The organism is Pseudoalteromonas sp. Scap25, from assembly GCF_013394125.1.
Taxonomy (GTDB): Bacteria; Pseudomonadota; Gammaproteobacteria; order Enterobacterales; family Alteromonadaceae; genus Pseudoalteromonas.
Window position 1 is genome coordinate 2,253,314 of the sequence record NZ_CP041327.1, and the last position, 14,601, is coordinate 2,267,914.

At 40.9% G+C, this 14,601-nt stretch carries 11 protein-coding genes and 1 other RNA gene; 3 read left to right on the forward strand and 9 right to left on the reverse strand.

Features of this window, described 5'->3' with window-relative positions; all coding sequences use genetic code 11:
* The first annotated feature begins 145 nt into the window (after positions 1–145).
* Positions 146–433, forward strand: coding sequence for a hypothetical protein (locus FLM54_RS10440; RefSeq protein ID WP_178956336.1), 288 nt, complete (start codon positions 146–148; stop codon positions 431–433).
* A gap of 648 nt (positions 434–1,081) precedes the next feature.
* Here the strand turns inward: FLM54_RS10440 and ffs are convergent.
* Positions 1,082–1,178, reverse strand: an RNA gene (ffs, locus tag FLM54_RS10445) — signal recognition particle sRNA small type.
* A gap of 139 nt (positions 1,179–1,317) precedes the next feature.
* A complete protein-coding gene (locus FLM54_RS10450) occupies positions 1,318–2,196 on the reverse strand; it encodes a DUF3014 domain-containing protein (RefSeq protein WP_178956337.1) in 879 nt (292 codons plus the stop codon).
* A gap of 172 nt (positions 2,197–2,368) precedes the next feature.
* On the opposite strand from FLM54_RS10450, the gene FLM54_RS10455 reads away from it, so the two are divergent.
* Positions 2,369–3,514 (forward strand): patatin-like phospholipase family protein, encoded by a 1,146-nt coding sequence (locus FLM54_RS10455; RefSeq protein WP_138605021.1) that lies wholly within the window; start codon positions 2,369–2,371, stop codon positions 3,512–3,514.
* Positions 3,515–3,524: 10 nt separating this feature from the next.
* On the opposite strand, the gene FLM54_RS10460 is transcribed toward FLM54_RS10455, so the two are convergent.
* On the reverse strand, positions 3,525–5,498 hold the full coding sequence (locus FLM54_RS10460) for a cation:proton antiporter (RefSeq protein WP_178956338.1): 1,974 nt from the start codon (positions 5,496–5,498) through the stop codon (positions 3,525–3,527).
* Between the two features lie 126 nt (positions 5,499–5,624).
* Here FLM54_RS10460 and FLM54_RS10465 point away from each other — a divergent pair, with 126 nt between their 5' ends.
* Positions 5,625–6,521 carry a GGDEF domain-containing protein gene (locus FLM54_RS10465; RefSeq protein WP_178956339.1) on the forward strand — a complete coding sequence of 299 codons (897 nt, stop codon included), beginning with the start codon at positions 5,625–5,627 and terminating at the stop codon, positions 6,519–6,521.
* A gap of 57 nt (positions 6,522–6,578) precedes the next feature.
* Here FLM54_RS10465 and FLM54_RS10470 read toward each other — a convergent pair whose 3' ends face one another.
* The 6 genes from FLM54_RS10470 to lpxB form a co-directional block, all read right to left on the reverse strand.
* The gene (locus FLM54_RS10470) at positions 6,579–6,920 is read right to left on the reverse strand and encodes a hypothetical protein (RefSeq protein WP_138605024.1); all 342 of its coding nucleotides are present in this window, start codon (positions 6,918–6,920) and stop codon (positions 6,579–6,581) included.
* Entirely contained in the window at positions 6,917–8,227 is a 1,311-nt protein-coding gene (gene tilS, locus FLM54_RS10475) for a tRNA lysidine(34) synthetase TilS (protein WP_178956340.1), read from the reverse strand. Before tilS ends, FLM54_RS10470 begins: the two co-directional genes overlap by 4 nt.
* Positions 8,228–8,359: 132 nt before the next feature.
* Positions 8,360–9,316, reverse strand: a complete 957-nt coding sequence (gene accA, locus FLM54_RS10480; RefSeq protein ID WP_008110950.1) for an acetyl-CoA carboxylase carboxyl transferase subunit alpha — start codon at positions 9,314–9,316, stop codon at positions 8,360–8,362.
* 16 nt (positions 9,317–9,332) lie between these two features.
* Positions 9,333–12,824: a DNA polymerase III subunit alpha gene (gene dnaE / locus FLM54_RS10485; RefSeq protein ID WP_178956341.1), complete on the reverse strand. Its 3,492-nt coding sequence runs from the start codon at positions 12,822–12,824 to the stop codon at positions 9,333–9,335.
* A 2-nt stretch (positions 12,825–12,826) separates the two neighbouring features.
* Positions 12,827–13,426 (reverse strand): ribonuclease HII, encoded by a 600-nt coding sequence (gene rnhB / locus FLM54_RS10490; RefSeq protein WP_178956342.1) that lies wholly within the window; start codon positions 13,424–13,426, stop codon positions 12,827–12,829.
* Positions 13,416–14,573 (reverse strand): lipid-A-disaccharide synthase, encoded by a 1,158-nt coding sequence (gene lpxB, locus FLM54_RS10495; protein ID WP_178956343.1) that lies wholly within the window; start codon positions 14,571–14,573, stop codon positions 13,416–13,418. Before lpxB ends, rnhB begins: the two co-directional genes overlap by 11 nt.
* Positions 14,574–14,601 lie beyond the last annotated feature (28 nt).

Here is a 14,601-nt window from a genome sequence, read left to right on the forward strand (position 1 = left end):
CACACTAGAAAAAGGCCCGAGGTCACTTCTGTCCAAAAAACAAGTTTACTCGACAGTTTGCTTTTCGCTAATAGCCGAACTTCGCAAATTTCTAGAATTAAGTTATGGTTAGATAATAACAGCTCTTATATTTTGGGAGTTTAATATGGCTAAAACAATAAAAACTAGCAGCACCATTGATAAATCGGAGAGTTTCGATTATGAAAATGTAAAAGCTGCATTAGATGGTCGGCTGTCCGTAGATGATCTTAGAGCAGCTGAACAAGGTGTATTTATGAATAATTTTGACGAAGCTATAAACTCTAATTTAGAACAGGATTTTTCTAAGCATTTTGAAAAACTGAGCAGTAACGAAAAACTTTATGGCTTAGATGATAAGGATAAAATTATCTGTGAAACAAGAAATAGATCAAGTATGAATAAACACAAATAGCTCATACCTTAATTAAAGTTGAATAAAAAGACCCCAGCGTTTGCTGGGGTCTTTTTATTTAGCCTCTGCCTTTTCGGCAGTTAAAAGTCACAAGTTGTGCTTGTTTACTTCCTGGCCTAATTTCAGCTGCCTATTCGGCAGAAGATACACGTGTAGGAACTACACGACTATTTTCTAAATTTTCAGCTGCCTACTCGGCAGTTCACAAAAAGGCTCACAACTTCCCGCTTTGCTGTACATTTTCAGCTACCTACTCGGCAGCTCACTATAAAAAGTAGTTTAAATTTTTATAAATAACAAACTGTTAAGTGATTTTTATATTTTTACACTTTACTTTTACCTAATCGTATAACTTATTAAAAGCATTATTAATATTCGATTGCTACTTTTTAAAAGGTATTCAATGAAGGAACCGTGCCTTGAAATGTTTGATTTGTAGCAAAAACCATCATTATTAACATTAATTTCTATGAAATTTATACTTTCAGTATTTGTATAAGAAATAAAACGCTGTCGGTTGGCTTTACTTTATAAAAACATTAAGTGAAAAGAGTTATTCTGATACAAAATTTAAGTAAAACTCACTTAAAATACATGGATTAATATTTGAAGAATTATAAGCACCCAAATGAGGAGTTTGGGTGGCAGTCTTACCAGCCACATCTCGGCACACACGTCACAAACTGTGGCTGCTCCCTTCCGGGCCTGACCAGGTTCGCCTGCTAGTGTTGCGAGAGGACCAATAAGACTACCATTGAGGGCCTTGGTTGGCGCGATTGAGATTATCTCTACTTTTGCTCTGTTATTCAAGGGATAATCAAAAAAGAAAGTGCGATTGCATACTTCATATACAATCGCAGTCTATTTGGGTGTTAAAGCGATTATTAATTGCTCTCTAACTCAGCTTTTATGTTACGTAGTGCCGCTTTTACTTTTTTCATGTTCTCTGGGCCCATGCGTAAAAGTTGCTTTTGCGCAGCGGGTAATTGCTCCCATTCTGAAAACGCATACTGATAGGTCACTGAATCACGCAATAATGGTAAGCTACCTTTTGGCTCAGGAGTATCAAGTAACAGGTCAATGGCATCTTCAAGTGTTTGAGTAAACTCATCATCACCATAACCAATCTCAGTGTATGCGCTGTTGATCAGCGGTTTATACTCTTCGTATAAACGCACAGTTTGAGCTGCACTCATACTTGTGAGTATTTTTACATACGGGGTATAGCGTTCATAGCTATTAGGGTCAATTGTTAAAATATCCCCTTCGTTTACGCTAAAACCCTCTTCTAATTTTGCAACTGGGGTATGCTTGGTAGCCACTTTGCCTTTTGCTAAATTATCAATAAATACCACGCCACGACGAATAACATCATCATTTAACACTAAGCTCATCGCTACATCCCCCAAATATTCATCTAATTTTGCGATGACTACAGGATCGCTGTCGTTTAACGCTGGTAAAGGCACAACTTCAGCTTCAGGCTCAACTTCTGGGCGCTGAGCTGGAACGGCTAATTCGGCAGGTTTTTCAGGCTTAACAGAGGGCGCACCTACCACAGGGTCGTTCTCAGGTTTTAGCTCCATAATAGGTTGTTCTTTTACTGGTTCTTCAACCTGCATAACTGTTTTTGGAGCTTCACTTGGTTTTAATAAAGCAAACGCAGCGGCAATAATGATGATTAATAAAATAACCCCAGCAAAGATAAGGTTGTTATTCGGCGGACGTTTTTGAACGTCTGATCCTGATGGTTTATCTGACATACGAACTCCATAAATATAAAAATGCGATACTGTTTAGAGTACTCTAAACAGGTTTAATTCATAACTTACACTAATATTTATTAATGTAGCTAATGTATCCTTTGATTCTTCTAGCTTAAAGACTTACAGTGAATAAATAAAGTAAAGACAGTGAACAGTTTAAATACGTAATATGAAAATTAAGCAAGTCGATCCTAGTAAACCAAAAGTGGCTTTATTACTTACCGGTGGTGGTGCCCGAGCGGCTTACCAAGTGGGCGTGTTAAAAGCATTAGCGCAAAGTATGCCCAGAACTGCCCCACTGCCCTTTAGAGTGATAAATGGAACCTCTGCTGGCGCAATTAATTCTGCGGCGTTAGCGTGTTACGCTTCATGTATGCATTTAGCCGTTAGAAAGCTAGAAACAGTATGGAAAAACTTTTCCACCTCTATGGTATACAAAAGTGACTTTCTGAGTGTATTTGGCCATATTACTCGTAATATTTTAACTAGTTTTCAGTCTGAGCATATAAACCATCCACCAGCGAGTTTGTTAAATAATCGGCCACTTAGAAAACTATTAAACGATATTCTTGATTTACATCGAATTGAACGTAACTTACATCGTGACTATTTAGAGGCGCTGTCGATTACAGCATCTAGTTATACTACTGGTGATTCTGTTGCTTTTTTTCAGTCAAATACACAGCATTCTTGGCAACGAGCAAAGCGCGAGGGTCGCGCTACGCGTATCAATGTTGAGCATTTAATGGCCTCTAGTGCTATTCCTATGGTGTTCCCTAGTGTAAATATTTATAACCACTATTTTGGTGATGGTTCAATACATCAACTTTCACCTTTAAGCCCGTCTATTCACTTAGGGGCAAACAAAATATTTATTATTGGTGTTGAGCAACCCAAGGAACCTCATCCTCCAGGTTACTCTGCGCATTTTCCAGGGCTTTCTGCGGTAGCAGGTCACTTACTCGACAGTGTATTTACCGACACCATGCAGTCTGATTTAGAACGCTTAGATAGAGTAAACCGTACACTGGGGTTATTACCAAATAAGCAAAAGCATCAAGAGTTAAAACAAATAGACAGCTTTATCATTAACCCCTCGCAAAACTTTAATGCAATTGCAGCGCAATACTATGACGATATGCCTTGGGCAATTAAAGTGTTACTGCGTATGATAGGTGTAAAAAAACGCTCTCAGTCGAGTTTAACCAGTTATTTATTATTTGAAAAACGCTACACCCAGCACTTAATTCAAATTGGATACGAAGATGGTATGAAGCAACTGCCCGAGATGAGAAAGTTTTTAGAGCTAGACTAAGAAGCCACTCTTACTCAATGCCATCAAGTAAGTAATGCTCAACATGCTCTACTCGCCTAGGTTTACCTTGCAATACTAAAATATCATTTGCGTATAATATGGTATGCTCCTGTGGCATCTCTATCTCCTCGCCTTCACGTCGAAGCGCCTTAATTAGCACCTTTCTTTTAGCTAAATTAAGCTCACTAATAGCCTTGTTTACCGCAAATGCTTTATCCGGCAAGGCAATGACATGTAAGTACTCTAAGCGTTCGGGCAAATTGGTATCGCTTTCGATGTTTTCGCCTGCAAAAAAGCTTTGTAATAGCTTATAGCGGTTACGCCTCTCACTACTAACGCGGCGAATTATTCGGCTCATTGGTACACCCGACATAGACAACACATGTGAGACCAGCATTAAGCTTGCCTCTAATGCCTCAGGAACAACCTCAGTGACGCCTAAATCTTTTAAACGCTCTAGTTGGCTGTCATCACGGGTTCTTATGAGTATTTTTACCCTAGGAGCAACCTGCTTTATAGCATCAATCACTATTTGAGTTTGTTGAAATTCCGTAAAAGTAATAATCACTAAACGTGCTCGCTCTATCCCTGCACACTTTAAAATATCTTTTTGCTCAACGTGACCAAACAATAATGGTTCACCCGCCGCTTTTCCTTCTTGTACTAATATGGGGTCGCTTTCAATGGCCACATAATCAATAGCCTCTGGCGATAAAAAGCGGGCAATAGTTTGCCCTACCCGAGAAAATCCACATATAACTACATGATTATTATAAAGCGTACTGCTTTGTGGCTCATCTTCATAGGCAAACTTAGCGCGTTCTAACATACCCAGTCGCTTTAAAATAAAGGGAGTTTTATCGATTAAATACGGGGTGAGTGCCATAGAAATTACACCCATGGCAATTAAAAATGATACTTGCTCCGCACTCAGTAAGTCATGCTGTGCTGCAAGTGCGATTAACACAAAACCAAACTCTCCCATTTGCCATAACATAATAGCGCAGGCTAATGCGTCCTGTTTTCGCTCTCCCATAAATAAAGACGACACGGTTACTACGGCGATTTTTAAGATTAGAATTCCTAGTAAGGCAACAACAATAATCCCTGCATGATTAACAACAAAGCTGATATCTAGCTGCATACCTACGGTGACAAAAAATAAACCCATTAAAATATCACGAAACGGGCGAATATCCGCTTCTAGCTGATGGCGGTAATGGCTTTCACCAAGCATCATACCCGCTAAAAATGCCCCTAATGCCATTGATAAGCCAAATGAATAAGTAAGTAAACCCGCAAACAAAGCAACTAATAGAGTCGTTAACACAAATAGTTCATCACTTTTTGCTAATGCCACTTCATTAAAAACTTTAGGTAAAACCCATTTTCCAATAGCCCATAACAAAAGGCATACAAACGCCCCTTTAGAAAGTGCAAACAATAATGCCCAGCCAATATCATTAGAATCACTGCTGGCAAATAATGGTAAAATAATCAGTAATGGTACAACGGCAATGTCTTGAAATAGTAAAACGCCGATTGCTAATTGCCCTCGGCGTTTATTTAAATCGCCGCTCTCTTTTAATAATTTAGCAACTACCGCAGTAGAGGAAAGCATAATAATAATGCCCATGGTAAAACTGGTTAATAAATTAAAATTTAATAAGTACAGAATCACAATCAGCAAAATACTACTAACAAATACTTGCAACGACCCTAAACCAAATACAATGTTACGCATTGCCATTAGGTGCGATACTGAAAACTCCAAACCTAAGCTAAATAGCAAAAATACAATACCTAGCTCTGCAATAAAGTCTATTTCATGGCTTTGTGTCATCCAGCCGACACCATGACCACCCGCGAATAAACCCACAGCCAAGTATGCCAATACAGGGGGAAGCCCTATGCGCTTAAATATCCATACAAATAAAACCGCAGCGACTAAAAGTCCAAAAATCTGAGCATTAATACTTTGCAACGCAAACCTTAAAACAATCTATGGAGTGTGACTTAACTATAGCAACCGCATAACTTTCAGCCAGAATAAAAATATGGCACGCAATCTGCTTATTTATAAAAAGTAATACTATAGGGGGAATAAATAGTGGAAAACGTTCATATTTTGACACAACGTATCTCTGGACGCGGTGAATTTTTGCCGTTCTCAGCGGAGCAATACAATAGCAATACACCAACAGCACTACATGAGCTGGCGGCCAAACTGCAAACTAGCCTAGTGCTGGAAGATATTTTAGGTACATTTGCAAGCTTTGCAAAACAACTGCTTAATTTTTCTGGGGTGCACTTTCAATCAGCTCATATTGATGTAAAAACACCTAATAGTGATGTTGAAAACCCAGCCTACTCATTTGATCTAAAAGTGGAAAATGAGCATTTAGGCACACTCACTTATTACACCAAATATCCGCTTAGTGCGGCTATTGAAAAAAAGCTGCAGCACTTTCACAGCGTATTAATATATCCACTGCGAAATGCAATAATGTACAGCCGTGTATTAAAGCTAGCAACTAAAGACTCTTTAACGGGGTTAAACAACCGTAGTCAATTTAATGACATGTTACAACAAAAGCTTGAAAGTCATAGACGTAACGGCCATCCATTTAGTTTAATGCTGCTTGATTTAGATAATTTTAAACAAGTAAATGATAACTATGGTCATAAAATTGGCGATGACGTTTTAATAGAATTTGCCACAGTTTTATCTAGTAGTATTAGAGGCACAGATTCGGTATTTCGTTTTGGCGGCGATGAGTTTTCAATACTAATTGAGGACCCCGCTTTTACCACCAATAAAGTGATTGCTGAACGTATTATGCGTTTAGTAAGAAACTCACCGATTATGTCTAAATACAATGTAACAACCAGTATTGGTTTTACCCTAACTAACAGTGATGATTGCCAAAATGAGATATTTTCTCGTGCGGATAAGGGCTTATATAAAGCAAAGGCATCTGGGCGAAACTGCGCAAAAGCTTACTAAGCAATAAAAGAGCAAAATATTAGAAAAGCTCAGCCTCCCCCGCTGGGCTTTTTTACGCTACTTTTTTAATATAAAGTATTTGTAAATTAGTAGCATGACGCAAAAGCCAAAAAAGAAGCCACTGAGTAAATTAAGTAGTGCGGCAATTGTTGCAAGCGGTGTAAAAAGCACCAACAGTAAAGGCGTACTCACTCCTAAAATGAAAAACACGCCCCCTTTACCCAACCAGTAGGCAAGTAAAATGGCGGCACATACCATGCCACCCAATACAGCGTAGCCGAGGGTAGTAATACTAAGGGTTAAAAATACATTCGCTAAAACCGCAATCAATAGCGTAATTAATATGCCAATGGGTGCCTTATTGATAAGCGACAGCCCAACATGAGCTTGTTGACTCATAATTTATACTCCCAAATTACACCATGTTCATCTTTATGGTTATCACTAACAAAATAACCAACCACTTGCACTAGCTCATCGTTGTAAAAAATTAATGGAATATCAGCACGTAGCCAAGGCGCTACCTTTGCATCTTTAAACCAATGTTTAAGCGTATTACTACCTGGTTTTTTGAGTGGTTTAATACGCGCACTATTGCAGTTAAAGCGCACACTAACTTGTTCATCCGTTTTAGGGGCTCGTATACCCACTCCTTGCTGACATGATAATTTTTTTCCGTCACTCAAAACCAGCTCATTACTTATTACCTGCTCAATATTAACGGCTAATGGCTTTGGTTGCACAAAATAAAGTAAACCTTGATGGCGACGTATTTGCCCATCACTTAGCTCAATTTTTATTTGTGCATCAGCTTGTGCATGAATGGCTTGGCTCATTATTTGTGTTAATTGCTTTTGTGAGGGCATAGTGTGGCTAAATAATGCCAGCCACGCGCGTAATACATTAGCAATGCGAATAGCGCTGTAATGAGCCATATTTTGTATATTAAGCGCCTGATGTTGGTTAAGACACTGTGCGAGATCTTGCTGGGTATATTCATCAAGCAGTGCTTGCTGCTGCTGTAATAATTCAATACTTCGTGCTGTACACTGCTCAAACCCAGTAAAACGCTCTGCCAACTTAGGCACTATTTGCTGGCGCAAAAAATTACGATCAAAGCGTTCATTGGCGTTGGATTCATCGGTAATATGGCTAATATTAAATTGCTGGGCAAACGCTTCTATCTCGCTGCGTTTTACCGCCAATAATGGCCTATAGCACTCACGGCCACTTTCAAGCACGCGAGTTTGCTGCATAGCGCCGAGCCCTTTTAAGCCTGAGCCGCGCTTTAAACGAAGTAAAAATGTCTCTACTTGGTCGTTTAAATGCTGGCCTAACAAAATGACACTATCATTTGGGCTATATTCATCAAGCGCTTGATAACGAGCTTCGCGAGCCTGCGCTTCAATACTGATGCGCGATTGCTGCTTAATTATGACGTGTGCCGCTTTAAAATAAATTGAAAGTTGCTCACAACGTGCTTGGCAAAATTGCTGCCAGTGATGGGAGTTATCACTTAAGCCATGATTTACATAAATTGCACTTAAATTTAATTGTGGCCACTGCTCTTTTAACCCATGCATTATCTGCAACAACACCACCGAATCTACGCCACCAGATAAGGCCACAGTAAATGTGAATTGCCCGTTTTCTATATAGTGATTAAGGGCTTTTTGTACCTGCAGATAAATTTGTGATGTGTTCATTATTATAACCAATGAGTGAATTGCTAATAACCCCAATAAGAAAGGCTCTACGTTACGTTATTTTAAAACAAAAAAAGCCGCATAGGCGGCTTTTTTCTATATTTAGCTACATTTAGCTACATTTAGCTATGTTTAGCAATAACCAAACGACATTAAACGCTTGTAACGTTGGTCAAGCATTTCTTCAAGCGATAACGCTTGTAAATCTGCTAAATCGCGCTTAAGGCGAACTTTTAAATTGCGTGCCATGGCATCATAATTACGGTGTGCACCACCTAGCGGCTCATCAACTAGGTTGTTGATTAAATCTAGCTCTTTAACACGCTCGGCTGTTACACCCATTGCTTCTGCTGCAAGTGGCGCTTTATCAGCACTTTTCCATAAAATAGAGGCACAGCCTTCTGGTGAAATAACTGAGTAAGTGCTGTATTGCAGCATGTTTACTCTGTCGCCTACACCAATCGCTAATGCACCACCTGAACCACCTTCACCAATAACAGTACAAATTGTAGGTACTTTTAGTGCGGCCATTACTTTTAGGTTACGTGCAATTGCTTCAGACTGACCACGCTCTTCTGCGCCAACACCTGGGTATGCACCTGGGGTGTCGATAAATGTCATGATTGGCATTTTAAAACGCTCAGCCATTTCCATTAAGCGCAATGCTTTACGGTAGCCTTCTGGTTTTGGCATGCCAAAATTACGTTTAATTTTTTCAGCAGTACCACGGCCCTTTTGCTGACCGATCACCATAACAGGTTCACCATCTAAACGAGCAACGCCGCCTAAAATTGCAGGGTCGTTAGCAAACGTACGATCACCCGCAAACTCGTCAAATTCCGTAAAAATACGCTCGATATAATCTCGAGTATAAGGACGCAGCGGATGACGTGCTAGCTGTGATACTTGCCAAGCACCAAGTTCAGAGAAAATTTTCTCCTTCATTTGTGCGCTCTTTTCTTTAAGTTTGCTGACTTCCTCTTCTAATCCAAGGTCTAATTCGCCAGCGCGGCTTACATTTTGTAATTCTTCAATTTTTGCTTCTAATTCTGCGATTGGAAGCTCAAAATCAAGATAATTGAGGCTCATGCTCTAAACTACCTAATTAGTTAAATTCTAGTTCTACATTTTGCGCTGCCATCAGCGATAACTTATGAATTAAGTCGTCACTTGGCGTAACACACCATTCGATCCCTAGGGTTAATTGCACCAACGCATCGGGGCGTTGATAATATACCTTGATCGGACACGTTCCCATTTTGTATGGTTCGAGTACTTTTTGTAATTTATCGAAGAAACCAGCCTCGATCTGCACCATATTCAGCGTCATCTTAATCGCTTTTATACGCTTTTCACGCGCCTGAGCAATGGTGTTTATTTCTCTGGCGGTCATTGTAATACCACCAGAGAAGTTATCAAAGCTGACCTGTCCGGATATCACCAAAATATTATTGATTTGCAACATATCTTGGTACATTTCAAACTGTTCTGGAAACAAGCGTACATCAATTCGGGCGCTTTTGTCATCTAAAGTTATCAAGCCCCAGCGATTTCCTTTTTTATTAATTAAGGTTCTCGCGGCAATCACCAAGCCCGCCCCAGTTGAGACTACATCACGGTTAGTGGGCTGCAAATCAATGAGTCGGCCACTAGTATAATGGCCAAGCTCTCGTCGATACTGGTTTATAGGATGGCCAGTTAAATAAAGGCCTAAGGTATCTTTTTCACCATCAAGCCACTGATTATCTGTAAGTGGTGTGGCTTTAAAAAACGCTTGTTCTACTTCGTCAGGCTCTGTGGCCAGTAAACCAAACAAGTCACTTTGCCCTAACAGCTCAGCTTTGTTGTGTTGATCGGCTGCGCGCATTGCATCTTTTAAACTTGCCAGCAGCGTTGCTCGCCCAGGTTGGCTTTTTTCTGGTCCTAGCTGATCTAATGCACCTGCATAAATTAATTTTTCGGTGACACGTTTATTTAAGCGCTTTAAATCAACACGCGCACAAAAATCAAATAAATCCTTAAATGGGCCGCCTTTCGCTCGCGCTTCTAATATGGCATCAACGGGGGCTTCACCCACGCCTTTAATTGCTCCTATACCGTAAACAACTTCACCTTGAAGATTAACAGTAAACTTGTATTCACCGGCGTTTACATCGGGCGGTAACAAAGTGAGTTTCATGTTTTCACACTCATCCACCAGCGTTACTATTTTGTCGGTGTTATCCATATCGGCCGACATTACCGCAGCCATAAACTCGGCCGGATAATGGGTTTTCATCCACAGCGTTTGATACGATACCAATGCATAAGCTGCTGAGTGAGATTTGTTAAAACCATAACCCGCGAACTTTTCAACCAAGTCGAATATTTTTATCGCAAGCTCGCCATCTATTCCATTATTACGCGCGCCCTCTTCAAAGGTTGAGCGCTGTTTTGCCATTTCTTCGGGCTTTTTCTTACCCATGGCACGACGTAACATATCGGCGCCGCCTAGTGTATAACCGGCCAGCACCTGCGCTATTTGCATAACTTGTTCTTGATACAAAATAATGCCGTAAGTCGGCTCAAGAATCGGCTTTAAACTTTCGTGTTGATATTGCGCATCGGGGTATGAAATCTCTTCTCTGCCGAGCTTTCGGTCGATGAAGTTATCTACCATGCCTGATTGCAGTGGACCTGGACGGAACAAAGCAACAAGGGCTATCATATCTTCGAAGCAATCGGGCTTTAATCGGCGAACTAGGTCTTTCATGCCGCGTGATTCTAGCTGGAATACGGCGGTGGTTTCAGCGCGCAGCAGTAGTTCTATACTTTTTTTATCATCCAGTGGAATGGTGTTGATATCAACCGGCTGTTTGCCTTCACGCTTTAAGCGTTCATTGGTCATATCCACTGCCCACTGCAAGATGGTCAGCGTACGTAAGCCTAAAAAGTCAAACTTAACCAAACCGGCGGTTTCTACATCGTTTTTATCAAACTGAGTAACCGGAAACTTGCCTTCATCATCACAATAGAGCGCAGCAAAATCGGTAATCGTGGTCGGCGATATTACAACCCCCCCTGCGTGTTTACCGGCATTACGGGTACAACCCTCGAGAATACGACACATGTCGATTAAGTCTTTAACTTCTTCATCGCCGTCGTAGGCTTCTTGCAAACGAGGTTCAACTTCAAACGCTTTGGCCAAGGTCATTCCCGGATCGCCCGGAATAAGCTTAGAAATACGATCAACAAATCCATAAGGATGACCAAGTACCCGGCCTACATCGCGTATAACCGCTTTGGCCGCCATAGTACCAAAGGTAATAATTTGCGATACCGCATCACGGCCATACAAGGCCGATACGTGATCAATTACTTCATCACGTCTATCCATACAAAAATCGACGTCAAAGTCGGGCATAGAAACACGTTCTGGATTCAAGAAGCGCTCGAAGAGTAAATCGAACTCTAGTGGATCAAGGTCGGTAATTTTAAGCGCATAAGCTACTAAGGAGCCCGCACCTGAACCACGCCCTGGACCTACAGGAATATTGTTATCTTTACTCCATTGAATAAATTCCATTACGATCAAGAAGTAGCCTGGGAATCCCATTTGGTTAATTACATCGAGCTCTATCTTTAAACGCTCATCGTATTCGCCGCGTTTTTCTTGGCGTTCTTGTTCATTAGGGAATAAAAACTGCAGTCGTTCTTCAAGTCCGTCTTGTGAGACTTTAACCAAAAACTCATCAATTTTTAGTGAGCCTGTGGGATAATCTGGTAGGAAATACTCACCTAATTGAACGGTTACATTACAGCGCTTTGCGATTTCTACGGTATTTTGTAACGCCTCTGGAATATCACTAAATAGCTCTGCCATTTGCTCTGGCGTTTTTAGGTATTGCTCTTGTGAAAAACGCTTTGGTCGGCGTTTATCATCTAGGGTATAACCATCAAAAATAGCCACCCGAATTTCATGGGCTTCAAAGTTTTCTGGCTTTAAAAAAACCACTTCATTGGTAGCCACTACAGGCAGTTGCTCTGTGGTTGCAAGCTCCACTGCCATATGCAAATAATTTTCTTCTTGAGCACGGTTGGTACGAATAAGCTCAATATAATAATGATCGCTAAAGTGCTGCTTATAAAAGCTTACCACCGACTCAACAATAGCGGGGTTGCCTTTTATTAATGCTTTTCCTAAATCGCCATCTTTAGCACCCGAGAGTATGATGAGCCCCTCTTTTAAATCAACTAACCATTCACGGTCAATCACTGGGCGATGAAACACATGACCACGTTGGTAGGCTTTAGAAATCAATAAAGTAATATTTTTATAGCCAGTGTTATCTTTAGCTAATAACGTTATCCGGCTTGGTTCATCAGGAAACTCAGGACTACGTACCCAAAAATCAGCACCAACAAGTGGCTTGATACCTGCGTTATGCGCTGCGCCATAAAAACGCACTAAACCACAAAAGTTCATTTGATCGGTAATTGCCAGCGCTGGCATTTCAAGCTCTTGTGCTTTAGCGACTATTGGTTTGGTTTTTGCCAAACCATCAACCATCGAAAAGTCTGAGTGCACTCGTAAGTGAACAAAATCAGGAGCTGGCATAATTACTCCTTACCCGAAAGCGCAAGCACACGCTGCACCGGTTTAAAGCTCTTACGATGCTCATCTATAGCGCCGTATTGCTCAAGCGCTGCAAAGTGTGCTTTGGTCGGATACCCCTTATGCCCTGCAAACCCATATTGTGGATAGCGCGCATCAAGTTCAATCATTTCATCATCACGAGCCACTTTTGCTAAAATAGATGCGGCTGATATTTCAGCGACTAAGCTATCACCTTTAACCACCGCTTGGGCGGGCATAGCTAATTTAGGCAGGCGGTTACCATCTACAAACACAAATTCAGGCACGGTGCTAAGTGCTTCCACTGCGCGGCTCATAGCAAGCATAGTGGCTTGTAATATATTTAGCTCATCTATTTCACTGGGGCTACAACGGCCAATGGCGTAACACAGTGCTTTTTCTTTTATTTCAGTGGCTAATAATTGACGTTTTTTATCCGTTAATTTTTTAGAATCGGCCAAGCCTGCGATTGGCTTAGCGGGATTTAAAATAACAGCGGCAGTAACCACGTCGCCCACCAGCGGTCCACGACCCACTTCATCTACACCGGCAATTAGGGTTACATTAGGTCGTTCAATTTGCATTTATTAACTCCGCCACTGCATTTGCAGCTTGTTTACTTGCATCTAATCTAATTTTTTCATGTATGGCTAAAAAGCGGGCTTTTAATTCTTTATTGTCACTATTTAGCATAGGGGTAAGTGCTGCTGTTAAATTAGCGACATTACACTCGCTTTGCAAAAACTCTGGCACTAATTCTTCGTCTGCCAATAAATTAGGTAACGAAAAATATTTAATATTAAAGGTAAATAAGATTTTAAAAATCCAATAACTCATGGGTTTAATTTTATAACCAACCACCATTGGTTTTTTATATAACATGCCCTCAAGCGTTGCCGTACCTGATGCCAGTAATATGGCATCAGCGGCTTGCATGGCTAAATTTGATTGGCCGTCTAGTAAGTTAACATTAAGTGAGGGCGCTGTGGCATTTAAAATAGCAATAAACTGCGCTTTGCGCTTTTCGTTCACCAGTGGCACAACGACTTTAAGCGCTGGGTTCTGTGCTTGCAACTGAGCCGCTGTTTTTATGTAAGTTTCACTTAACAAGCCCACTTCTGAGCCCCGGCTCCCGGGTAATAACGCTAACACCTTGTCATCAGCACTTAAGCCTAATTGGCTGCGGGCTTGGCTATCATCGTGCTCAAGTGCAATGTCGTCGGCTAATGTGTGGCCTACAAAAGTACACGGTACTTGGTGCTTGTCGTAAAATTCTTTTTCAAAAGGTAATAAAGCCAATACTAAGTTAGTGGCTGCACTTATGGTGTGAATGCGTTTTTCACGCCACGCCCATACTGAAGGGCTAACGTATTGCACAGTTTTAATACCCGCATCTTTTAACGGTTTTTCTACACGTAAATTAAAATCGGGCGCGTCAATGCCTATAAACACATCAGGAGGATTATCAATAAAATGCTGCACAAGTTGTTTGCGAATTTTTAGCAAGCGCGGTAAACGGCCAAGGACTTCAACCAACCCCATAACCGACAGTTCATCCATATCAAACAGCGTTTTGCAGCCTTGTGCTTGCATTTTAGGACCTGCAATACCTTCAAAGATTGCATCAGGAAAATGCGCTTTAAGCGCTTTTATGAGCCCTTCACCTAAAATATCGCCCGACAGTTCACCTGCCACAATACCAATTCGTAGTTGTTTTTTATCTTTTTTCATTTGCTATTTTTTCACAAGTAAACCCGGC